The 20,005-nt window shown below is 66.9% G+C and carries 22 protein-coding genes and 1 tRNA gene; 9 read left to right on the forward strand and 14 right to left on the reverse strand.

The window, feature by feature from the left end:
* The first annotated feature begins 171 nt into the window (after positions 1 to 171).
* Positions 172 to 1,674, forward strand: a complete 1,503-nt coding sequence (locus AB4Z00_RS03660; RefSeq protein ID WP_442044976.1) for a S10 family peptidase — start codon at positions 172 to 174, stop codon at positions 1,672 to 1,674.
* 55 nt (positions 1,675 to 1,729) lie between these two features.
* On the opposite strand, the gene AB4Z00_RS03665 is transcribed toward AB4Z00_RS03660, so the two are convergent.
* On the reverse strand, positions 1,730 to 2,401 hold the full coding sequence (locus AB4Z00_RS03665; protein WP_132264847.1) for a glutathione S-transferase family protein: 672 nt from the start codon (positions 2,399 to 2,401) through the stop codon (positions 1,730 to 1,732).
* 286 nt (positions 2,402 to 2,687) lie between these two features.
* Here AB4Z00_RS03665 and AB4Z00_RS03670 point away from each other — a divergent pair, with 286 nt between their 5' ends.
* Complete coding sequence (locus tag AB4Z00_RS03670; protein WP_132264845.1) at positions 2,688 to 3,077, forward strand: VOC family protein; 390 nt, start codon at positions 2,688 to 2,690, stop codon at positions 3,075 to 3,077.
* A gap of 68 nt (positions 3,078 to 3,145) precedes the next feature.
* Here the strand turns inward: AB4Z00_RS03670 and metW are convergent, their stop codons facing one another.
* From metW to metX, 3 genes are read right to left on the reverse strand one after another with little or no spacing between them, the layout of a single operon-like run.
* Positions 3,146 to 3,733: a methionine biosynthesis protein MetW gene (gene metW, locus AB4Z00_RS03675; protein WP_134094630.1), complete on the reverse strand. Its 588-nt coding sequence runs from the start codon at positions 3,731 to 3,733 to the stop codon at positions 3,146 to 3,148.
* The gene (locus AB4Z00_RS03680) at positions 3,730 to 4,176 is read right to left on the reverse strand and encodes a GNAT family N-acetyltransferase (protein WP_442044977.1); all 447 of its coding nucleotides are present in this window, start codon (positions 4,174 to 4,176) and stop codon (positions 3,730 to 3,732) included. The genes metW and AB4Z00_RS03680 overlap by 4 nt, the downstream gene beginning before the upstream one ends.
* Positions 4,173 to 5,294, reverse strand: a complete 1,122-nt coding sequence (gene metX, locus AB4Z00_RS03685; protein WP_442044978.1) for a homoserine O-acetyltransferase MetX — start codon at positions 5,292 to 5,294, stop codon at positions 4,173 to 4,175. The genes AB4Z00_RS03680 and metX overlap by 4 nt, the downstream gene beginning before the upstream one ends.
* A 320-nt stretch (positions 5,295 to 5,614) precedes the next feature.
* Between metX and hisC the strand changes: the two genes are divergently transcribed.
* The 3 genes from hisC to AB4Z00_RS03700 all read left to right on the forward strand — a co-directional run bounded on the left by hisC (position 5,615) and on the right by AB4Z00_RS03700 (position 8,572).
* Entirely contained in the window at positions 5,615 to 6,730 is a 1,116-nt protein-coding gene (hisC, locus tag AB4Z00_RS03690) for a histidinol-phosphate transaminase (protein WP_442044979.1), read from the forward strand.
* Complete coding sequence (locus tag AB4Z00_RS03695; protein ID WP_442044980.1) at positions 6,727 to 7,650, forward strand: prephenate/arogenate dehydrogenase family protein; 924 nt, start codon at positions 6,727 to 6,729, stop codon at positions 7,648 to 7,650. Before hisC ends, AB4Z00_RS03695 begins: the two co-directional genes overlap by 4 nt.
* Before the next feature lie 142 nt (positions 7,651 to 7,792).
* Positions 7,793 to 8,572 carry a transglutaminase-like domain-containing protein gene (locus AB4Z00_RS03700; RefSeq protein WP_132264836.1) on the forward strand — a complete coding sequence of 260 codons (780 nt, stop codon included), beginning with the start codon at positions 7,793 to 7,795 and terminating at the stop codon, positions 8,570 to 8,572.
* Between the two features lie 3 nt (positions 8,573 to 8,575).
* Here the strand turns inward: AB4Z00_RS03700 and AB4Z00_RS03705 are convergent, their stop codons facing one another.
* The 4 genes from AB4Z00_RS03705 to ftsE all read right to left on the reverse strand — a co-directional run bounded on the left by AB4Z00_RS03705 (position 8,576) and on the right by ftsE (position 11,536).
* Positions 8,576 to 9,271 (reverse strand): lysophospholipid acyltransferase family protein, encoded by a 696-nt coding sequence (locus tag AB4Z00_RS03705; protein WP_132264834.1) that lies wholly within the window; start codon positions 9,269 to 9,271, stop codon positions 8,576 to 8,578.
* Positions 9,271 to 9,822 (reverse strand): YdcF family protein, encoded by a 552-nt coding sequence (locus AB4Z00_RS03710; protein ID WP_132264833.1) that lies wholly within the window; start codon positions 9,820 to 9,822, stop codon positions 9,271 to 9,273. Before AB4Z00_RS03710 ends, AB4Z00_RS03705 begins: the two co-directional genes overlap by 1 nt.
* A gap of 26 nt (positions 9,823 to 9,848) precedes the next feature.
* Positions 9,849 to 10,697 carry a cell division protein FtsX gene (locus AB4Z00_RS03715; RefSeq protein WP_243654178.1) on the reverse strand — a complete coding sequence of 283 codons (849 nt, stop codon included), beginning with the start codon at positions 10,695 to 10,697 and terminating at the stop codon, positions 9,849 to 9,851.
* Between the two features lie 125 nt (positions 10,698 to 10,822).
* Entirely contained in the window at positions 10,823 to 11,536 is a 714-nt protein-coding gene (gene ftsE, locus AB4Z00_RS03720; protein ID WP_132264831.1) for a cell division ATP-binding protein FtsE, read from the reverse strand.
* Between the two features lie 186 nt (positions 11,537 to 11,722).
* Here ftsE and AB4Z00_RS03725 point away from each other — a divergent pair, with 186 nt between their 5' ends.
* Together AB4Z00_RS03725 and AB4Z00_RS03730 are read left to right on the forward strand one after the other, a co-directional pair.
* Positions 11,723 to 12,652 carry an MJ0042-type zinc finger domain-containing protein gene (locus AB4Z00_RS03725; protein WP_442044981.1) on the forward strand — a complete coding sequence of 310 codons (930 nt, stop codon included), beginning with the start codon at positions 11,723 to 11,725 and terminating at the stop codon, positions 12,650 to 12,652.
* A gap of 226 nt (positions 12,653 to 12,878) precedes the next feature.
* A tRNA-Leu gene (locus AB4Z00_RS03730) sits at positions 12,879 to 12,965 on the forward strand.
* 188 nt (positions 12,966 to 13,153) lie between these two features.
* On the opposite strand, the gene AB4Z00_RS03735 is transcribed toward AB4Z00_RS03730, so the two are convergent.
* Positions 13,154 to 14,026 carry an NTP transferase domain-containing protein gene (locus tag AB4Z00_RS03735; protein ID WP_134094637.1) on the reverse strand — a complete coding sequence of 291 codons (873 nt, stop codon included), beginning with the start codon at positions 14,024 to 14,026 and terminating at the stop codon, positions 13,154 to 13,156.
* 180 nt (positions 14,027 to 14,206) lie between these two features.
* Between AB4Z00_RS03735 and AB4Z00_RS03740 the strand changes: the two genes are divergently transcribed.
* The gene (locus AB4Z00_RS03740) at positions 14,207 to 15,679 is read left to right on the forward strand and encodes a helicase HerA domain-containing protein (protein ID WP_442044982.1); all 1,473 of its coding nucleotides are present in this window, start codon (positions 14,207 to 14,209) and stop codon (positions 15,677 to 15,679) included.
* A 123-nt stretch (positions 15,680 to 15,802) separates the two neighbouring features.
* Here the strand turns inward: AB4Z00_RS03740 and nadB are convergent, their stop codons facing one another.
* Positions 15,803 to 17,431, reverse strand: coding sequence for an L-aspartate oxidase (nadB, locus tag AB4Z00_RS03745; protein WP_442044983.1), 1,629 nt, complete (start codon positions 17,429 to 17,431; stop codon positions 15,803 to 15,805).
* Positions 17,432 to 17,688: 257 nt separating this feature from the next.
* On the opposite strand from nadB, the gene AB4Z00_RS03750 reads away from it, so the two are divergent.
* Positions 17,689 to 17,871 (forward strand): hypothetical protein, encoded by a 183-nt coding sequence (locus AB4Z00_RS03750; protein ID WP_442044984.1) that lies wholly within the window; start codon positions 17,689 to 17,691, stop codon positions 17,869 to 17,871.
* A gap of 2 nt (positions 17,872 to 17,873) precedes the next feature.
* Here the strand turns inward: AB4Z00_RS03750 and AB4Z00_RS03755 are convergent, their stop codons facing one another.
* From AB4Z00_RS03755 to AB4Z00_RS03770, 4 genes are all read right to left on the reverse strand, one after another.
* Positions 17,874 to 18,206 carry a DMT family transporter gene (locus tag AB4Z00_RS03755; RefSeq protein WP_166675283.1) on the reverse strand — a complete coding sequence of 111 codons (333 nt, stop codon included), beginning with the start codon at positions 18,204 to 18,206 and terminating at the stop codon, positions 17,874 to 17,876.
* Positions 18,207 to 18,243: 37 nt separating this feature from the next.
* On the reverse strand, positions 18,244 to 19,191 hold the full coding sequence (locus AB4Z00_RS03760; protein ID WP_134094882.1) for an ABC transporter ATP-binding protein: 948 nt from the start codon (positions 19,189 to 19,191) through the stop codon (positions 18,244 to 18,246).
* Between the two features lie 82 nt (positions 19,192 to 19,273).
* Complete coding sequence (locus tag AB4Z00_RS03765) at positions 19,274 to 19,522, reverse strand: hypothetical protein (RefSeq protein WP_134094641.1); 249 nt, start codon at positions 19,520 to 19,522, stop codon at positions 19,274 to 19,276.
* Positions 19,523 to 19,556: 34 nt separating this feature from the next.
* Complete coding sequence (locus AB4Z00_RS03770; RefSeq protein WP_442044985.1) at positions 19,557 to 19,982, reverse strand: winged helix-turn-helix transcriptional regulator; 426 nt, start codon at positions 19,980 to 19,982, stop codon at positions 19,557 to 19,559.
* Positions 19,983 to 20,005: the final 23 nt, after the last annotated feature.

Consider the following 20,005-nt stretch of genomic DNA (forward strand, 5'->3'; position numbering starts at 1 on the left):
TGACCTGCCCTGCCTTCCGATGGACCATTCCCATGGCCCGATCTCCGGAAGGCAGGACGGGCCAGGCACCACATTTTTCCGGCTCGGACCCTTGTCGTATACTATTTCAAGGTTCTACTGATCGCCCCTGACGTCCGTTCGGACGCATCGATAAAAGGGGTCGTTCCTTCCATGCGCAAAGTTTCGCTGGCCTGCCTGGCCATGGTGCTCGCCGCCTGTTCCGTCCCGGCCTTCGCTGCCGACAAGCCTGCCGACAGCGCCGAAGCGAAGAAGGACGCGGAGGGCGACGAAATCCCGCTGCTGCCCGCGGCCAAGTCGATCAAGCAGAGCGCGGTGATCGGCGGCAAGACCGTCAACTACGTGGCCACCGTCGGCGCGCTGCCGATCAAGGACGAGAAGGGCAAGACCATCGGCGAGGTGGTCTACACCGCCTATACCGTGCCCGGCGCCCCCACCGCGCGGCCCGTCACCTTCGCCTTCAACGGTGGCCCCGGCGCAGCCTCGGTCTATCTGAACCTCGGCGCCATCGGCCCCAAGCGCGTGCAGTTCGGCGCGCAGGGAGATGCGCCGTCCGACCCCGCCGTGCTGCACGACAACCCCAATTCGTGGCTCGACTTCACCGACCTGGTCTTCATCGACCCGATCGGCACCGGCTTCTCGCGCAGCCGCGTCGATGCCGAAGCGACCAAGAAGGCGTTCTACACCTCCGAGAACGACATCAAGTACCTCAGCCGCGTGGTCTATGACTGGCTGAACCAGAACGGCCGCCTGACCAGCCGCAAGTATCTCGCCGGCGAAAGCTACGGCGGCTACCGCGTGCCGCGCCTGGCCTACAATCTCCAGACGCAGATGGGCGTGGGCATTTCGGGCATGACGCTGGTTTCGCCCTATCTCGATCCGCCGGCCATCGGCGAGGACGATGCGCTCTCGCCCCTGCCCTGGATGATCAACCTGCCGGCCATGGTCGCCGGCCACTTCGAGCGCCAGGGCAACCTGAGCGAGGCCACCATGGCCCCGGTCGAGCAGTATATCCGCACGCAATACGTGCAGGACTTCCTCGCCGGCCCGCAGGACAAGGAAGCCACCGACCGCCTTTCCGCCAAAGTCGCGGAACTGACCGGCCTCGACCCCGCGCTGGTGCGCCGCATGGACGGCCGCGTCGACATCGCGACGTATTTGCGCGAAATCCGCCGCGATCAGGGCCTCGTGGGGTCGGTCTACGATTCCAACTACACCGCTTACGATCCTTTCCCGGCCAGCGCCCGTCCGCAGTACAGCGACCCGCTGCTGACCACGCTGATCGCGCCGACGACCTCGGCCATGGTCGATTTCGTGACCCGGCAGGTCGGCTGGAAGATCGACGCGCGCTACAATGCGCTGTCCTACGAAGTGAACGAGGCCTGGACCCGCGACGACAGCGACAACCCGGTCAAGGACTTGCGCCAGGCGATCTCCATCGACCCGAAGATGACCGTCGACATCGTCCACGGCTGGGACGACCTTTCGTGCCCCTACTTCGGCTCGCGGCTGATCATGGCGCAGATGCCGCAGTTCGGCCGCCCGGACCGCGTGCGCCTGCACGTCTATCCCGGCGGGCACATGTTCTATTCCCGCACTGACAGCGGCGCAGCCCTGCGCCGCGACATTCTGGAAAGCTACCGCGCCGCGTCCTGAGGGATAATTCTACCGTCGTCCCGCACTTGAACCGGGACGACGGTAGCAAAAAGCCTCAGGCATCCACTTCGGCATAATGGCTGGGCGGCTGGATCACTTCCATGCGCTCGCTCAGCAGCGGCCGGAACGAGGGGCGCGACTTCATCACCAGATACCAGCCGCGCGCCTGTTCGTGGCTCGACCAGTCGAGCCCGCCCAGGTAATCCGCCACCGAGATCTGCGCTGCGGCGGCCAGGTCCGCCAGCGTCATGGTCGCACCGGCCAGCCAGGGGCGGTTGTCGATCAGGTAATCGATGTAGTCGAGATAGTCGTGCGCCAGCTTCATCGATTCGCGCAGGATCTTGGCGTCGGGCGACTGGCGCAGCACGAGACGCTTCTTCATCCGCTCATGCAGCAGCGGGCCGGACACGTCGTTGTAGAAATTCTCGTCGAACATCGCGATCAGGCGGCGGATTTCCGCGCGCTGGACGGCCGTGCCGCTGATCTGCGGGTTACGATCGACGGTTTCCTCGAAATATTCGCAGATGGCGCGGCTGTCGACGACCACGGTGCCGCGTTCGGTTTCCTTGACCACCGGCGTGCGGCCTGCCGGGTTCATCTCGAACAGCCGGTCCTCGCCTTCCCAGGGACGCGCGGTCTGGAGTTCGTAGGCGATGCCCTTTTCGGCCATGAGCAGCCGGACCTTGCGGCTGAAGGGGCAGAGCGGAAACTGGAAGATGTGCCACATGGCGATTTCGAATGCCAAACCTGCCCGCGAGCGTCCACCCGAAGCACAGGCCCCGCCCGGAGAGGGGGGCGAAACGCGTGGATAAGTCCCGCCTTCGCCGCATCGCCCGCAATCATCGTGGCGGCGGAGAAGCCGCGATTGACCGGGCGCGGGCCGCGATCCACACCCTTGGCGTTCGCTGCACCGCGCCCATCGTGACGCGGCCGGCCGGACGGCCAGTTCAGGGTAAAAAGGCCCAACTGGCGGCACCGACCCGGCTCGGTGCGACAACCGGAGGAGGAAGAAGATGATCCTGAAGAGCCTGCGCCTCGGCACCAACGATCTCGGCAAGGCCCGTGCCTTCTATGATGCGACGTTCGCCGCTCTGGGCGTCGCGCCCTGCGCCGCGTCCAGCGAATATCCGATCGTGCTGTGGGACCTCGACGGCTTCAAATTTCTCCTCGGCCCCGCCCGCGATGGCCAGCCAGCCACCCATGCCAATGGCGGAACGATCATCTTCGAGGCGCCCGACGAAGACGCCGTCCGCGCCTGGCACGCAGCGGGCCTTGCCAATGGCGGCACCAGCGAGGGCCAGCCGGAACCCAAGCCCCAGGCCCGGAACGCCTTCGGCGCCTATATGCGCGATCCGGACGGCAACAAGCTCGGCATCTACTGCGGGCTGACGATGGGCGGCTGACCGGGGCGGCGGCAACCGCGCCGCGGAAGTGACCGCGGCCGGGACCGGCGGTCGAAACGCCCCCCGGCCTAGCGCGTCAGCAGGAACACCGCATGCTCGGCGCGGAAATTGGCCGCTGCCGGACTGCAGGTCTGGTCGCCCGAGAGGAACCACGCGCCCTCCACCGTGATCCCGCGCGAGCGCACCAGTTCCCGGAAATCGTCGACCGTCAGGTGGTGGATGTTCGGCGTCTCGTACCAGGCGACCGGCAGCAGGCGCGTCACCGGCATTCGCCCGCCCCAGAGCAGCGAGAGCCGCACGCGCCAGTGCGCGAAATTCGGAAAGCTGACGAAGGCGCGGCGGCCGATCCGCAGGAGTTCCTCCAGCACCCTGTCGGGTCGCATGGTCGTCTGCAGGGTCTGCGACAGGATCGCATAGTCCACCGACTGGTCAGGATAGAAGGCAAGGTCCCTGTCGGCATCGCCCTGGATCACCGAAAGGCCCTTGCCCACGCAAAGGCCGACATTGGCGGAATCGAGTTCCATGCCGCGCGCGTCGCAGCCCTTGTTGCGCAAGGCCAGCATCAGCGTGCCGTCGCCGCAGCCCACGTCCAGCACGCGCGATCCGGGGGCGACATTGGCGGCGATGACGGCAAGATCGGGCCGCAGCAGGCTCACGAACCCGCCTCCAGGATCGCGGCGAACGGCCCCGACAGCTTCTCCATCAGCCGGTCCGGCCGCACCAGCGGGGTAAAGCCGAGCCGCGCATAGACGCCGTGCGCGTCCTTGGTGGCCAGCATGAAGCGGCGAATGTCCGCATAGTCCGGGTTATCGAGGAACCAACTGACCATCCGGCGCCCCAGCCCCTGTCCGCGCACGCTTTCGTCCACCCATACATCGGCCAGCCAGGCGAAGCTCGCGCGGTCGGAAATGACCCGCGCGAAGCCCACTTGCGTGCCATCGGCCAGATAGGCGCCCAGGCAATGCGAACCGGCGATCTGGCGCTCGACCTGCGCACGCTCGACTCCGGGCGTCCAGTAGCTCGACGCCAGCCAGCCGTGGACGCGCGCAATGTCCAGACGCGCAGCGTCGTCGCTGAGTTGGATCGGCGCCGCATTCAATGTCCTTCTCCCAGGAAGCCTTCGACGACACTGTCCAGCGCGGGCACGTCCAGCAGGAAGGAATCGTGCCCATAGGGCGCCGAAAGCTCGACGAAGCTCACCGGCAGGCCCGCCGCGTTCAGCGCGTGGACGACGTTGCGGGAATCGGCGGTGGGGTATAGCCAGTCGGTATCGAAGCTGACCAGGCAGAAGCGCGCCTTCGACGCGGCAAAGGCATGGGCCAGCAGGCCGCCATGCTCTTCGGCCAGGTCGAAATAGTCCATGGCGCGGGTGATGTAGAGGTACGAGTTCGCGTCGAAGCGGTCGGTGAAGGCGAGCCCCTGGTAGCGCAGGTAACTTTCGATCTGGAAATCGGCATCGAAACCGAAGGTCTTTTCCTCGCGGTCCTGCAGGCGCCGGCCGAACTTCTCGGTCAGCCCCGCTTCCGACAGATAAGTGATATGCGCCGCCATGCGCGCCACGGAGAGGCCCTTTTCGGGGCCCTTTCCGCCATTTTCGCGGGCTTCGTAATAGGCCCCCTCGCGCCATTCCGGGTCGGCCATGATCGCCTGGCGGCCGACTTCGTGGAACGCGATATTCTGCGCCGAATGCCGCGCGGTGGAGGCGATCACCAGTGCCGCGCGGATGCGGTCCGCGAAGTTGGAGGCCAGGCTCAGCGCCTGCATCCCGCCCATCGACCCGCCGACAACGGCATGGAGGCTCTCGATCCCAAGGGCATCGAGCAGGGCGACGTGGCCGCGCACCATGTCGCGAATGGTGATGACCGGGAACCGCATGCCCCAGGGCCTGCCGTCCCCGGCCAGGCTGGCCGGCCCGGTCGAACCCATGCAGGAGCCGATGACATTGGCGCAGATCACGAAGAAGCGGTCGGTGTCGATCGGCTTGCCCGGCCCGACCATGCGCACCCACCAGCCGGGCTTGCCGGTCTTGGGGTGGTCGGAAACCACATGATGGTCGCCGGTCAGGGCGTGGCAGATCAGGATCGCATTGTCGCGGGCCTCATTGAGCGTGCCCTGCGTCTCGTAGGCGATGCGCACGCCGGGAAGGCTCTGGCCGCCGTCGAGCGCGAGCGGCTGGGCAAGGTCTAGGAACTGGCTGGTGTCGGTGCTGGTAGACATAGTGCAGGAAGGGAGGTGAGGGAGCGATGCAGACCTGTCAATCGTGCCCGCCCCGGTGAGGTCAGTTCCCCGCCTGCGGGTTGATCGTCAGGACGGTCGCAGGAAGGAGGTCATCCGGGCAGAAAATGCAGCGCCTCTCTGCCGCATTTCCCGAGTCGCCAGATGATTCCATCTGACTTGAAAATGCAGCGCCTCTTTGCCGCATTTTCCGAGTCGTCAGATGATTCCATCTGACTTGAAAATGCAGCGCCTCTCTGCCGCATTTTCCGAGCCGTCAGATGATTCCATCTGACTTGAAAATGCTCTAAGGCCGGCGCGTCATGACCGATAGCCAGATCACCAGCAAGCAAGCCCCGCAGCCCAAGCCATGGATCGAGGCGATCCATGCCTATGTTCCGGGCAAGTCCAAGGGCAAGGACGGGCGGCCGTTGATCAAGCTTTCGGCCAACGAGAATCCGCTCGGCACCAGCGAGGACGCCCTCGCGGCCCGCGCGCAGGCGCCCGCGCTCTATCCCGATCCCGACAGCACCGCCCTGCGCGAAGCGATCGCGGCGAAGCACGGGCTCGCCGCCGCGCGGGTGGTCATGGGCACCGGCTCCGACGAGCTGCTCAACCTTGCGGCCCAGGGCTACGCCGGTCCGGGCGACGAGGTGATCTACGTCCGCTACGGTTTTTCGGTCTACGACATCGCCGCACGCCGATGCGGCGCCGTGCCGGTGGTGGCGCCGGATGCCGATTACGGCACCGATGTCGATGCGCTGCTGGCCCTCGTCACCGAGCGCACCCGCGTGGTCTTCGTCGCCAACCCGAACAATCCCACCGGCTCCTACCTGCCCCGCGGCGAGATCACGCGGCTCCACGCCGGACTTCCTGCCGACGTCCTGCTGGTGCTCGATCAGGCCTACGGCGAATATGTCGCGCCCGAGGATGACGACGGATCGCTGGCCCTGGCCGAAGCGCATGACAACGTGCTGGTAACGCGCACGTTCTCCAAGATCTTCGGCCTCGCCGGAGAGCGCATCGGCTGGGCGACCGGCGCGCCGGGCATCGTCGCCACGCTCAACCGCATCCGCGGCCCCTTCAACGTCTCCAACACCGGACAGGCCATGGCGCTGGCCGCGCTGGGCGATGCCGCCTTCGTCGAGGCCAGCCGCCTCCACAACCGGGACGAACGTGCCCGCTTCGTCGCGAAGCTCGATACCCTGGGCAACCACGGGTTGCGGCCGCTGCCGAGCCACGCCAATTTCGTGCTGGTGCTGTTCGAAGGCGCGCTGACGGCCGAAGTCGCTTTCGAGGGTCTGGCCGATCGCGGCTATATCGTTCGCTGGCTGCCGGGGCAGGGCCTGCCCCAGGCGCTGCGCTTCACCATCGGCAAGCCGCAGGACATGGACACGATCGCCGAGGCCCTGCGCGAAATGGCGGAAGCCGCGCAATGAGCTTCCAGAACGTCGCCATCATCGGCCTGGGCCTGCAGGGCGGATCGATCGGCCTTGCGGTGCAGGAATACCTGCCCGGCGTGGCGACCACCGGCTACGACCTCAGCCCCGCCCACCGCCAGCGCGCCGCCGAGCGCGGCCTTGTCGCGAAAGTCTGCGACACGGCAGCCGAAGCGGTGGCCGATGCGGACCTGGTGATCTTCTGCGTCCCGCCGGGCGTCATGGGCATCGCCGCCGAACAAGTGCGCGAAGCCCTGCCGCTCAACGCGCTGGTCAGCGATGTCGGCTCCAGCAAGCAGGCCATCTCCAAGGCCCTCGGCACGGCCCTGCCCGATCATATGGTGATCCCCGCGCACCCCGTGGCCGGCACCGAAAACTCCGGCCCCGACGCCGGCTTTGCGCATCTGTTCCGCAACCGCTGGTGCATCGTCACCCCCGCGGCGCGGACCGATCTGGTCAAGCTCAGCGAACTCGTCGGCTTCTGGGAAGCGCTGGGCGCCAATGTCGAGATCATGACGCCCGAGCATCACGATCTCGTCCTGGCCGTCACCAGCCATGTCCCGCACCTCATCGCCTATACCATCGTCGGCACCGCGTCCGACCTGGAGGACGTGACGCAGGGCGAAGTCATCAAGTATTCGGCCGGCGGCTTCCGGGATTTCACGCGTATCGCCGCCTCCGACCCGACGATGTGGCGCGACGTGTTCCTGTCCAACAAGGACGCGGTGCTGACCATGCTCCAGCGCTTCACCGAGGATCTGACCGCGCTGCAACGCGCGATCCGCGTGGGCGACGGGCAGGCCCTGTTCGACCAGTTCACGCACACCCGGGCCATCCGCCGCTCGATCATCGAGGAAGGCCAGGACGATTCCCGCCCCGACTTCGGCCGCGGCGACCATGAGGGCGAACAGAAGACGTGACGACCGGGCGGGAGCCAAGGCCCGGTTCGCGCTTTGATCGAAATGCGGTTCGAACGCGAATTTCCGTTCAGGCACCAATCTTCGTTCAGGCACCACTCCTCGTTCAGACGCGTCAACCGGCGCAAGGGACTTCCGACGCCTCATGAAGCTCTCGATCTCCGCGCTGCTCGACTACTCCCTGGCCGGTCCCACCGACGTTCTCCTCCAGCTGGAGGCGGCGCTGCTGCCCGAGCAGATCGTGCACCGCGCCCATATCACCCTGCCGCCTTTCGAGCATTTCGCGCGGCTGCCGGGCCATGACCAGATCGGCGACCGCATCTGGCTCCACGTCACCGACCGGCTGACCGTCCGCTACGAGGCCGTCGTCGAGCCGCGGCGGTATCTCGCGCCGATCGAAGGGCTGCCCGCCATGCCGCCGCACCTGCTGCCCGGCGAGACGGTGGATTACCTCCTGCCCTCGCGCTACTGCCCTTCGGACACGTTCCTGCAGTTCACGCTCGACATGTTCGGCACGCTTGCTGGCGGCGAGCGGGTCGCGGCCATGCGGGACTGGGTGAGCGGCCACATGCGCTACGTCCCCGGCTCCAGCAATTCCCTGACCACGGCGGCGGACAGCTTTGATTCGGGCGAAGGCGTCTGCCGGGACTATGCCCACCTGATGATCAGTCTCTGCCGCGCCAGCGCCATCCCCGCGCGCTTCGTCAGCGTCTACGGGCTGGGCGTGGAGCCGCAGGACTTTCATGCCGTGGCCGAAGTGTTCCTCGACGGGGCCTGGCACCTCGTCGACGCGACCGGGATGACCCGGCCGGAAGCCATGGCGAAGATCGGCGTCGGGCCGGACGCCGCCGGCGTCGCTTTCCTGACCAGCTACGAGCCGGTCACGCTGCAGGCCCAGTCGGTGGAAGTGCGCGAGGTTCCCTGAACGTCAGGTGTTGAGCGCGTTGATCGCAGTGATGACTTCCGCTTCCACTTCCTCGCGCGGGCGGCCCGGCTCGATCCTCTGGCCGACGCGCATGACGATCGTGCCCGGCTTCTTCCAGAGGCGGTGATAGAGCCGCCCGCTGTCCACCGCCACGGGGACCACGGGCAGGGCCAGAAGCTTGTAGAGCCCGGCAAAGCCAGACTGGAGCGGGGCCTGCTCGCCATGGGGAATGCGCGTTCCTTCGGGGAAGATCGCCAGCGGCCGCCCCAGCGCCGCGAAGCCGCGCGCGGAACTGACCATGGCGCGCAGGGCCTTGGCGCCCTGGTCGCGCTCCACCGAAACCACGCCGTACTTGCGCGCCGCCCAGCCCCAGCCGGGCAGGCCGACCAGTTCGGCCTTCGGGAAAGGCGCCGGGAAGTTCATCAGCGCGGGCAGGTCGATCGCCTCGTAGAAGCTCTCGTGCTTCAATGCCACCAGCACGCCTTCCTCGGGCATCGTGCCCTCGATCCTGAGCCGTATCCCCAGCAGGTACCGGCAGCAGAGGCGGTGGAACTGGCTCCAGCCGCGCACGGTGCGGCGCATCGGCTCGGTGCCGATCAGCGATGTCAGCCCCACCCCGGTGACGAAGAACAGGGTTCCGGGATAGAACACCAGGTAGAACAGAAGACTGCGAACGACGTCGAGCGGGGTAGCGCGCATCAATTGGCTTTCCAGGGGGGCCGGTTCCAGAGGTCGAGTGCCATACGCCCAAAATACTTATGGTACTCGAGGAAAAGCGTGCTCAGGCTCGGACGGGAGGGCACCCCATCCTCGAGAATGGCAATATGGTCGGGCAGTTCGCGCGCCAGCTCGTAGGCGGCGCGGCGCATGTGCCAGTCGGCCGTGACCAGCCGTACCGAACGCGCTTTGCGCCGGGCCAGCCAGTTCGCCGCCTCCACCGCGTTCGAGCGCGTGTCATAGGCTTCGTAGCCCAGCGTGATGCAGCATTTCATGAGCCGGTCCGGGATGCGGAACTCCGCCGCCAGTTCGCGCGGCTTCACCTCGCGGTCGACCCCGGAGATCAGCAGGCGCGGCGCGCGGCCCGCGTCGAGCACGGTCAGCGCCCGTTCGATGCGCCCCTTGCTGCCGGTCAGCACGATCACGGCATCCGTGCGCACGGCATCGTCCAGCGGCCCCGGAAGCGTCACCGCGAACCAGAGGAACCCGAAAAGCCAGATCAGCAGGAGGAAGGCGGCGGTGCGACGGAACATGAGCGATCTATAGCGACTTGCGTAGACTATAGCATCTTGCGCAATGCGTGCAGCACCGTCAGGCGTGCCGTCAGCATGGCGAGCAGGGTGGAGAGCAGCGGGACCAGCGCCAGCAGCAGCCAGTCGCTCCAGACCAGGGCGCCGCTGTCCACCAGCCCGGCGCCGAGACTCGCGAAACGACGGCCCAGCGAAAGGATCACCACCATCGCTAGGGCCAGTCCCACGGTACCGCCGCCCGCCGCGTCATAGCCGATGGAGCGCTGGAACACGCGGGCGACCTGGGTATCCGTTCCGCCCAGCAAGTGGACGATCTCGATCACATCGCGATTGGCGCCCAGCGCCGAGCGCGCCGCCAGCAACACCGCCGCGGCCAGGGCGCCGGCGAGCAGCACGACCAGCGAGATCGACAGCACCTGCAAGGACACCATCGCGTCGAACACCGGCTTCAGCCAGGTGGATTGGGCATCGACTTTGGCCGAAGGCGCGACCCGCGCGATGGCCTGTTCGATCGCGCCGAGCTGCTGCGGCGTCGCCGGCCCCTTGAGGCGCACGTCGATCAGCGAAGGCACGGGAATCGCCGCGCCGGTGGCAGCGGCAATGCCGGTGCCGAGCCAGGGTTCGATCAGGGCGTCCAGCTCGGCCTGGGGCACCTGGCGCAGGCCCGCGACATGCGGCAGGCGCTTGATCGCCTCCACCGCCGCGGCGGCTTCCCTTGCGCGAATATCGTCGCGCGGCTCGATCACCTGGATGGTGACGCCGCCCTCGATCTCGGCCCGGGCCGAGGAAATCGCATTGCCGAGCGCAAGCCCGGCCGCGAGCGCGATGGCGGTCATCGCCACCATGATCGCGATCACCCAGGGCATCGGCCCGGACATGCGCGTCTGCGGGATCAGCTCCGCGCCGCGCACGCCCAGCCGCCGCCAGCCCCAACTCCAACGGGAACCCGCGCCCGGTTCAGCCCCTCGGCGGGACCGACCCGCCCCGGAGATGTCGTCCCCCCTCATGACGGCCGCCGTGGGGGATAGCGCAAGGCGCCGGTGGGATCGGCCAGGCGCCCGCGGTCCAGCCGCATGATCAGGCTGTCCGGCACTTTGCGCAGCAAGTCGAGATCGTGCGTGGCGACGACGACGGTCGTGCCCTGCCGGTTGAGCATCTCGAAAAGGCGCAGCAACTTGAGCGCCATCTCGGAATCGACGTTGCCGGTCGGCTCGTCCGCCACCAGGATCGCCGGGCGCGCGATCACCGCGCGGGCAATGGCCACGCGTTGCTGCTCACCGCCCGAAAGCGTCGCCGGGCGCGCGTCCATCTTGTCCGACAGGCCGACCCATTCGAGAATGTCCCGCACGGGGCCGCCGATGTCGCGCTCCTGATGGCCGGCGACACGCAGCGGCAGGGCGACATTATCGAAGGCCGAGAGATGCGGGATCAGGCGGAAATCCTGAAACACCACGCCGATCCGCCGCCGCAGCCCCGGCAGACGGCTGCGCGGCAGGGTTATGGCGTCGGTACCGAACATGCGGATCGCCCCGCGCGAGGGCCGCTGCGCCAGATAGAGCAGCCGCAGCAGCGAGGTCTTCCCCGCGCCGCTCGCCCCGGTGAGAAAATAGAACCGCCCCGCGAAAAGCGTGAAGGTCAAATCGGACAGCACCTCGCGCTCCGTACCGTAGCGCAAGCCGACATTGTCGAAATGAACGATTTCCCCGTCGGCGATCATGCTCGTATAATCTATGCTGCGTCTGGTCCGAACGGGCGACCCGATGCGCTATAGCGAGCATTGAATGTGGAAAAAAGGGCGTTCCGGCTTGTGCCCACAGGTCGATGCCTTGTCGTAAGAGAGTCACTCGTGCTTTAGCTTGTTATCATGATCATTGCCTGCCCAGCTTGCTCTACACGATATGCCGTGCCGGACAGCGCGATCGGCATCGATGGCCGCACGGTACGCTGCGCCAAGTGCCGCCACAGCTGGTTCCAGGAAGGCCCCGAGGCTGCAGCCGAACCCACCCCGGTTCAGGACGCGCCGACTTACGCGGCAGAGCCCCGCCCCGCCGAACCACGGCCAGTTGAACAGCGGCCCGCGGAAACCTGGCACGCGGAACCCGCGCCTGTCGCCGCGCAACCGGCTCCCGCCGTGCCCGTGCAGCCGGCCGCGCCGCGCGAAGCGATCCGCGTTCCGGGCCGCACCGCCGCCCAAGCCGCGCCGGAACCGGCACCCGCCCCCACATCGGCAAACCCCCAGGGCGAGGCTTCCCGCGAGACCGAACCGGTATCGCCGCCCACCGCCGTTGCCGGCGACAGCGAACGGAGCACCCGCAAGTCCGGCGCGGTCTACGACGACACCACCGCCGTCCACTATGCGGACGAGGGCCATTCCAGCTTCGACTTCGCCCCGCCGTTCCGCCCGCGCCGCAACTGGACGCGGATCGCCACGTTCGGCTCGGCGCTCTTTGCCGTCGTCGCCCTGGGGCTGACGGGCGCAGTGGCATGGGGCGGTCTGCCGGACTGGCTGCCGATCCCGCACCAGACCTTTTCGCAGGCCCAGCCCGATCTCCAGCTGGACTTTCCGCGCAAGCGGCAGGACCGCAAGCCCCTGCCCGACGGCACCGAGTTCTTCTCGGTCAGCGGAACGATCAGCAATATCGGCAGCGTGGCCCGCAACGTGCCCTCCCTGCTGGTGGTGCTGCGCGACAAGCGGGACCGCATCGTCTACGAAAAGGAAGTGGTCCCTTCCAAGCGGAAGCTGGCCCCCGGAGAAGCGATCACCGTCAACGAGGCCCTGACGGACATTCCCAAGGCCGCTGCCGCCGCCGAAATCGGCTGGAAGCCCGAATAATTTCCGCAGCATCGGCCGGCACTCCGCTTCCGGCTTTACAGCGCGCCCGGCCGCAAGGCCTGGGCGCGTTTCTGCATGGTCACGCGAATCCGCCACAAAATCGGTGACCTGCAAAATAATTCGATCTTTTTGAAAATAATTGGCGGAAGCCACTTGCCGGGTTCGGAACCCTTTGCTAGTGGCGCGCTCCTGCCAAGGGGCGGCTTCGAAGCCCCCCGGTGATTTAGCGGTCATGGCGGAATTGGTAGACGCGCAACGTTGAGGTCGTTGTGGGCGAAAGCCCGTGGAAGTTCGAGTCTTCTTGACCGCACCATCACTCTTGAAGATCAAGATTGGACAAAGCCTTCGGGCCCCCGCAAGGGGGCCCGAAAGTCGTTTGGGCTCCTGAGAATCATCGCTTCGCCAGCCGCGCAGCCGACATGGCGGACTGCCCGTCCAGGCTTCCATTTCCATCTCTATAAGCAGATCGCGGCGCCGCTGCCCGCAGTGCAGCAGGATGCCTCAGGCGACAGCGCGCGCCACGCCTTTGCCGAGTTCGTCGGGAGAGACAGGCGTGCTGTCGCCCAGCAGGTCGCGCACGATCGCGTAAGTCCGGTCGTTGTCGACATCGATGGCCTGGGTGCCGTCGGCCATGATGACGGCGCGCACCCGCAGGCCCATGCGGCGCGACGCGCGCACGACGGCGCCCGACAGCGATTCCATGCCCAACTTGATCATCACCAGCCCGACCAGGCCGATCGCCCGCAGGATGCGTGCGCTTTCCCGTCCGCCGATGCGGGCGCCGCGAAACACGTCCACGGCATCCACGAAGCGGGCCCCCGCCATGCCGTAGAGATCGCATGTCGCGAACTCGCCGTCGCGCAGCGCGATATAGTTGCGCAAGGCGCTGGGATGCGCCGCCTCCACCGCATCACGCCGGGCAAGCGCAAACGTCACGTCGCAGCCCTCCAGCATGTCGGCCATGGCATCGATCGATTCCGGGCTGAGCAGCGCATGATCGGCCGTGGTGACGAGCAGCGGCCCGTCCCAGTCTTCCGCCGCGGCGCGCACGCTTTCGGCGATGTCCTCTTTCGCTTCGACCAGCGCAATGGTGCCCCGGCCCGGCAGGCGGGTGAGCACGTCCCAGATCGGATCGAACGCCTCACGCTCGACGCAGACGGCCAGGCTGGCGACGCGCGGATGCTGCGCGGCGGTCTGCAGCACATGGGCGATCAGCGGCCGACCCGCCAAGGGGATCAGGCAGCGGTGCTTCTCTCCGAAGCGTTCCGCCAGAGGGTCGACGCCCGCCGGGCCCAGCCCATGACCGGCCAGGACGACCAGGCGGAGGGGTGGGTGTTCGATGTCGTCGATATCGGGAGAAACCGGAGGAGTCATGATCCCTGACGCTATGCCCCGTACTTGTGACAGCGCCGTGACTTCGGCCACCGCCCTGCCGCGCGCCGGGCGCAGAACTCCGCGATTCTCGCAGGCGGATCGGCCGCCGCATGTTCAAGCTATGGATAACGCGCCCGCTTCGGCTTGCCTCTCGCCGCCCGCTTGCCCAAGGCAGCAGACGTGAGCGCCAATATCGTGATCGGCCAGACCCCGCAGGGCGAGTCGATCGAGATCGACATCAAGGAACTACTCGCGACCCGCCTGCTGGTGCAGGGCAATTCCGGGTCCGGCAAGTCGCATCTGCTGCGCCGCCTGCTCGAAGAGAGCGCCTCGGTCGTGCAGCAGGTGGTGATCGACCCGGAAGGCGACTTCGTCAGCCTTGCGGAGGAATTCGGCCATGTCGTGATCGACGGCGCCGCTTATGCCGAAAGCGAGATCGTCCGCCTCGGCGCGCGCATCCGCGAGCACCGCGCCTCTGTCGTCCTGGCGCTGGACGAGCTGGAAATCGACCAGCAGATGAAGTGCGCCGCGCAGTTCCTCAATGCCATGTTCGATGCCCCGCGCGAGCAGTGGTATCCCGCGCTGGTGGTGGTGGACGAAGCGCAGATGTTCGCGCCCGCCGCGGCCGGCGAAGTGTCCGAAGAAGCGCGCCGGGTCAGCCTGGCGGCCATGACCAACCTCATGTGCCGCGGACGCAAGCGCGGGCTGGCCGGCGTGATCGCCACCCAGCGCCTAGCCAAGCTGGCCAAGAACGTGGCGGCCGAAGCCTCGAACTTCCTGATGGGACGCACGTTCCTCGACATCGACATGGTGCGCGCGGCCGACCTGCTGGGCATGGAACGGCGCCAGGCGGAATCGATCCGCGACCTCGCACGCGGCCAGTTCCTCGGCCTCGGCCCGGCGATCAGCCGCCGCCCGGTGGCGGTCAACATCGGCTCCGTGCTGACCGGCGCGAAGTCGGTCACGCCCGGCCTGATGCCGCTGCCCACCGCCTCGACCGACGAGCTGCGCGAACTGCTGCACGACAATCTGCACGTCGAGCCGGACCGCCCCGAATTCGCGCGCCCCGCACCGCGCCCGGCAGTGGACGTCGACGCGTTGAGCGAAACGATCGCCCATGGCCATCCGGCATCCGCCGCGGCGCCCCCGCGCCTCGAACGCCCGGAACCCGAGCCCGAGGAAAACCGCGCGGCGATGCTCGAAATCCTCAACACCATGGCCCAGGACCCGGAATGCACGTTCCAGTCCTCGACCACGCTGTTCCAGGACTTCACGATCCGCTGCCGCATGAAGGGCATCTCGGTGCGCGGGGTGGACGCCACGATGTTCCGCCGCGGCTTCGCGGCCGCCATGGCCGGTATCGAAGATCCCGACGACGAGCGCTGGTTCGATCTCGTGAACCTGGCCAAGCACGTCCCCGACGATGCGCTGGCGCCGTTCTACATGATCGCCCGCGCCGCGATGGACGGGCTGCCCTGCCCGGATGACATGACCCTGGCCCGGATCTACGGCACCAGCAGCCCCCGCCGCGTCGCGCGCCTGCTCGACTATCTGGAGAAGGATGGGCTGATCGTGGTCCGCACGGACTTCTCCGGCAAGCGCTCGGTAGGCCTGCCCGATCTTGGCGTCACCACGGCACCTGTCGAGGGCTGAACGTCCAGGACCTCCTGCAGGAGGTGCCGGTCCCTTGCTCCGCGAAAAAACGGCGTTGGCCGGCTCGTTTCCGAGCCGCTTTCTCGTCCTGACCCTTGGTCATGGCATGCCGGAATTGCCGCTTCAGGGCACCAGCACGGTATCGTGCGGCTCGGCCTCGGCCCGGGGATAGTCCAGCGTGAAGTGAAGTCCCCGGCTCTCGTGCCGGTGCAGCGCCGAGCGGACGATGAGTTCCGCCGTCTGAAGCAGGTTGCGCAGCTCGATCAGGTCGGTCGAGACGCGGAAGTGGCGGTAGTATTCCTCGACCTCGCCGTTGAGCATCTGGATGCGGTGCATGGCGCGTTCCAGCCGCTTGGTGGTGCGCACGATGCCGACATAGTTCCACATGAACCGGCGGATTTCCGTCCAGTTCTGCTTGATGACGACTTCCTCGTCGGAATCGATCACCCGGCTTTCGTCCCAGGCGCGGACGGGGGGCGGACTGTCGAACGCGTCCCAGTGGTCCAGAATATGGGCCGCGCAGGATTCGCCGAAGACGAAGCATTCGAGCAGCGAATTGGACGCAAGCCGGTTGGCGCCGTGAAGCCCGCTCTCGGTGCATTCGCCTGCCGCATAGAGACCCGGCAGGTCGGTCTTGCCATCAAGGTCGATCAGCACGCCGCCGCAGGTGTAGTGCTGGGCGGGCACGACCGGGATCGGCTCCTTCGTCATGTCGATGCCCAGGCCCAGCAGCTTCTCGTAGATGTTCGGGAAGTGCTCGCGGATGAATTCCTTGGGCTGGTGGCTGATATCGAGGTGAACGTAGTCCAGTCCGGAGCGCTTGATCTGGTCGTCGATGGCGCGGGCCACGACATCGCGCGGGGCCAGTTCGGCGCGCTCGTCGTAGTCGGGCATGAAACGATGGCCGGTGACCGGGTGGAGCAGGTGCCCGCCCTCCCCGCGCACGGCCTCGGTGATGAGGAAGTTCTTGACCTCCAGATTGTAGAGGCAGGTGGGGTGGAACTGCATCATCTCCATGTTGGAGACGCGCGCACCCGCGCGCCAGGCCATGGCGATGCCGTCACCCGTGGCCCCGCGCGGCGCCGTGGAGAACTGGTAGACGCGTCCCGCGCCGCCTGTCGCCAGGATCGTCGCGCGGGCGGTATGCGCCGCGACCCGGCCGGATTTCTCGTCGAGCGCGTAGACACCCCAGACCCGCCCCGAACCCGAATAACGCAGTTCGTGCCGGCCGGTGATCAGGTCGATGCACGACTGCCCGGGCAGCAGGGTGATGTTGGGATGGTCTTCCGCGGCCTTGAGCAAGGCGCTCTGCACCGCCCAGCCGGTAGCATCGGCGACATGGACGATGCGGCGATGCGAATGGCCACCCTCGCGCGTGAGGTGAAGCTCGCTGCCCTCGGTGTTGAACGGCACGCCCAGTTCGACCAGCCGCTCGATGGCATGGGGTGCGCGCTCGATCACGAACTCCACCGTTTCGCGCCGGTTGAGGCCCGCGCCGGCCACCATGGTATCCTCGATATGTTCGTCGAACGTATCGCCCGCATCGAGCACCGCGGCGATCCCGCCTTGCGCCCAGGCCGTGGAGCCGCCGGTCAGCCCGCCCTTGGCCAGGACCAGGACCTTCAGCTTGTCGGCCAGTTCCAGCGCCGCGGTCAGCCCGGCCGCGCCGGAGCCGATCACGATCACATCGTGTTGCGGCCAATCGGACGGGGAAGGGTCTTGTGCGGGGACGGGATCAATATTCGTAACCATTCCGGCTCCATGCCGGGACTGGGCGCGTCACGCAATATTTAGCTTTGCCCGCCAAGCCCGCCCGCAATCATGTTGCAGTGCAGCGTTACAGTCTCTAAACTCGCCGGATATTCATTAAGAGGGTAACGTCGCCCCAAACCGGCCCGCGCAGAGAAAGCCGGACCGTTTCTCGACCGACTTCTTCAAGGTCAGCTTCTCCGGGCCCGCGTTTTTCGGACCCGCATTCTTCAAGAAGCCTCTGCAGGGAGCATGCCGGGATGACTGCCTTTTACCGACACCCCCTCCAGACCATGTTCTGCCATTTCGACCGGCACGCGCCGGACCGCGATTCCGTGCATTGGGACGGCACGCATTACGCGGCGATCTGCAGCCTCTGCAGCCGGACGATCCGCCGCCATGCACACAGGGTCTGGAAGGAATTCCCCGAACGCCGCGCCTGAGGTCAGTGCGCTGCGGCCCGGGAGAAAAGGTTCATCACGATCACCCCGGCAATAATCAGCGCCATGCCCAGGATCGCCGGCAAGTCCAGCTTCTGCCCCTGGAATATCCACGCGATCCCGGCGATCAGCACGATCCCCGCGCCGGACCAGATCGCATAGGCCACGCCGGTCGGCATGCCGCGCAGCGCCAGCGACAGGCAATAGAACGCCACCATATAGCCCGCCGCCATTATCAGCGTCGGCACCAGCCGGGTGAACCCGTTCGACTGCTTGAGAAACGACGTCGCGATCACTTCGGCGACGATGGCGATCGCCAGGTAGAGGTAGCTCACCAGGCCGATCCCTGACCGCAGCACCCTACCGGCGGCGCGATCACGCCGCGACCGAACTGGTGAGGCTGACGAAAACGTCCTCCAGGTCCGCCTCGCGCGTGGTCACGTCGATGATGGCGAAGCCCTGCGCCTGTACGGCCGAAAGAATCTCGCCCGCGTTGCTGCGGTCCTTGTCGTAAGTGATCTGGAGAACGCGCTCCCCGGTCATCTCGCACTTGAGGAAGCCGGGGTGGCTGGGCAGCGCCGAAACGTCGCGGTCCAGCGTCAGCACCAGGATCTTCTCGCGTGCCATGCCCACCAGTTCGCGGGTCGGCTTGTTGGCGATCAGTTCGCCGTGATTGATGATGGCGATCCGGTCGCACAGTTCCTCGGCCTCTTCGAGGTAGTGCGTGGTGAGCACGATGGTCGCGCCTTCGCGGTTGAGTTCGCTCACCAGTTCCCAGAGCTGGCGGCGCAGTTCCACGTCCACGCCGGCGGTCGGCTCGTCGAGAACCAGCACCGGCGGCTGATGGACCAGCGCCTTGGCGATCAGCAGGCGGCGCTTCATGCCCCCCGAAAGCGTGCGGGCATAGGCGTCGCGCTTGTCGGACAAGTGCACCGCGCGCAGCAGCTCTTCCGAGCGGCGCAGCACTTTGGTGATGCCATAGAGCCCGGCCTGGTTCTCCAGCACTTCGAACGGCGTGAAGAACGGGTCGAACACGATTTCCTGCGGGACGATGCCGATCGAGCGCTTGGCGTTGCGCTGGTTCCTGTCGATATCGAAGCCCCAGATATCGATCGAGCCCGAGGTCTTGCGCACGAGCCCCGCCATGATGTTGATCAGCGTGGACTTGCCCGCGCCGTTCGGCCCGAGCAGCCCGAAAATCCCGCCTTCCGGAACGTCGAAGGATACGCCCTTGAGCGCCAGCTTGCCCTCTCCGCTTCCGGCGGGGGCGTAGCGCTTCTTGAGGTCGCGGATCGAGATGGCGGCGGACGTCGTGCTGGTCATGGCCCGCATGTGGGGCAGGACGGCGTCCCAGTAAAGGCCCGGCATGCGCTGCCCGGCCCTTCAAGTTCCGAAAAACGGCCGCTCAGTGCCGGGGCGGGTCGATCAGTTCGCCCTGGTTGCCCTCGTCCGCCTCGCCGATTTCCTGGTGCTGCCGGATCGTCTGCAAGGCGCGGGCCCGGGCGGGATCGAAAACATCGAAAGCGCCCTCGAACCCCATGCCGATCGCACGGTCCTGGCGCTTGCGCCGCGCGCGCCGCATCATCCGGCCGATCAGCGCCGGCATGGCGATCAGCAGAACCAGCGCCGTACCCAGGACCACGACCGCTTCCATGGTGCCCCCTTGCCCTGTCCCCTCGGCGCCCGGATCAGCTGTCCGCGCTGCGGCTATCGAAGAAGTTGCGGCTCGCCTCGATCGCCGGTCGGTTGGCGAAGGCCCAGGCTCCCAGTTCCTTCACCGGCAGCGAAAGCGAGCGGCCGAGATCGCTGAGCGCATATTCGACGCGCACGGGTACGCTGGGATGAACGGTGCGCAGCACCAGCCCGTCGCGCTCCAGCGCCCGCAATGTGCGCGAGAGCATCTGCTGCGAGATGCCGTCGATCGCGCGCTTCAATTCGTTGAAATGACGGTCGCCTTCCAGCAGCGTCATGACCACCAGCATCGACCACTTGTCCCCCACCCGGCTGAGGATATCCCCGATCACCCGGCAGGCGCCGGCGGAATGCACCATGTCCGGCGCGGCGGCGGAGACCGGCACTGCGGGAACCGGCTTCTCAAGGGTAGTCATCTTCATGGTACCTGGTCCTGAAAAAATGC

Source organism: Novosphingobium sp. YAF33, assembly GCF_052113265.1.
Taxonomy (GTDB): Bacteria; Pseudomonadota; Alphaproteobacteria; order Sphingomonadales; family Sphingomonadaceae; genus Novosphingobium.

Bases quoted from the DNA above. Each gene is read 5' to 3' on its own strand.
- AB4Z00_RS03715 (WP_243654178.1), bottom strand. From the start codon at position 10,697: ATGTCCGGGCCGATGCCCTGGGTGATCGCGATCATGGTGGCGATGACC.
- AB4Z00_RS03705 (WP_132264834.1), bottom strand. From the start codon at position 9,271: ATGCGCGCTACCCCGCTCGACGTCGTTCGCAGTCTTCTGTTCTACCTG.
- AB4Z00_RS03710 (WP_132264833.1), bottom strand. From the start codon at position 9,822: ATGTTCCGTCGCACCGCCGCCTTCCTCCTGCTGATCTGGCTTTTCGGG.
- AB4Z00_RS03695 (WP_442044980.1), top strand. From the start codon at position 6,727: ATGAGCTTCCAGAACGTCGCCATCATCGGCCTGGGCCTGCAGGGCGGA.
- AB4Z00_RS03750 (WP_442044984.1), top strand. From the start codon at position 17,689: ATGACTGCCTTTTACCGACACCCCCTCCAGACCATGTTCTGCCATTTC.
- nadB (WP_442044983.1), bottom strand. From the start codon at position 17,431: ATGGTTACGAATATTGATCCCGTCCCCGCACAAGACCCTTCCCCGTCC.
- AB4Z00_RS03770 (WP_442044985.1), bottom strand. From the start codon at position 19,982: ATGAAGATGACTACCCTTGAGAAGCCGGTTCCCGCAGTGCCGGTCTCC.
- AB4Z00_RS03665 (WP_132264847.1), bottom strand. From the start codon at position 2,401: ATGTGGCACATCTTCCAGTTTCCGCTCTGCCCCTTCAGCCGCAAGGTC.
- AB4Z00_RS03735 (WP_134094637.1), bottom strand. From the start codon at position 14,026: ATGACTCCTCCGGTTTCTCCCGATATCGACGACATCGAACACCCACCC.
- AB4Z00_RS03660 (WP_442044976.1), top strand. From the start codon at position 172: ATGCGCAAAGTTTCGCTGGCCTGCCTGGCCATGGTGCTCGCCGCCTGT.
- metX (WP_442044978.1), bottom strand. From the start codon at position 5,294: ATGTCTACCAGCACCGACACCAGCCAGTTCCTAGACCTTGCCCAGCCG.
- hisC (WP_442044979.1), top strand. From the start codon at position 5,615: ATGACCGATAGCCAGATCACCAGCAAGCAAGCCCCGCAGCCCAAGCCA.
- AB4Z00_RS03765 (WP_134094641.1), bottom strand. From the start codon at position 19,522: ATGGAAGCGGTCGTGGTCCTGGGTACGGCGCTGGTTCTGCTGATCGCC.
- AB4Z00_RS03760 (WP_134094882.1), bottom strand. From the start codon at position 19,191: ATGACCAGCACGACGTCCGCCGCCATCTCGATCCGCGACCTCAAGAAG.
- AB4Z00_RS03700 (WP_132264836.1), top strand. From the start codon at position 7,793: ATGAAGCTCTCGATCTCCGCGCTGCTCGACTACTCCCTGGCCGGTCCC.
- ftsE (WP_132264831.1), bottom strand. From the start codon at position 11,536: ATGATCGCCGACGGGGAAATCGTTCATTTCGACAATGTCGGCTTGCGC.
- AB4Z00_RS03670 (WP_132264845.1), top strand. From the start codon at position 2,688: ATGATCCTGAAGAGCCTGCGCCTCGGCACCAACGATCTCGGCAAGGCC.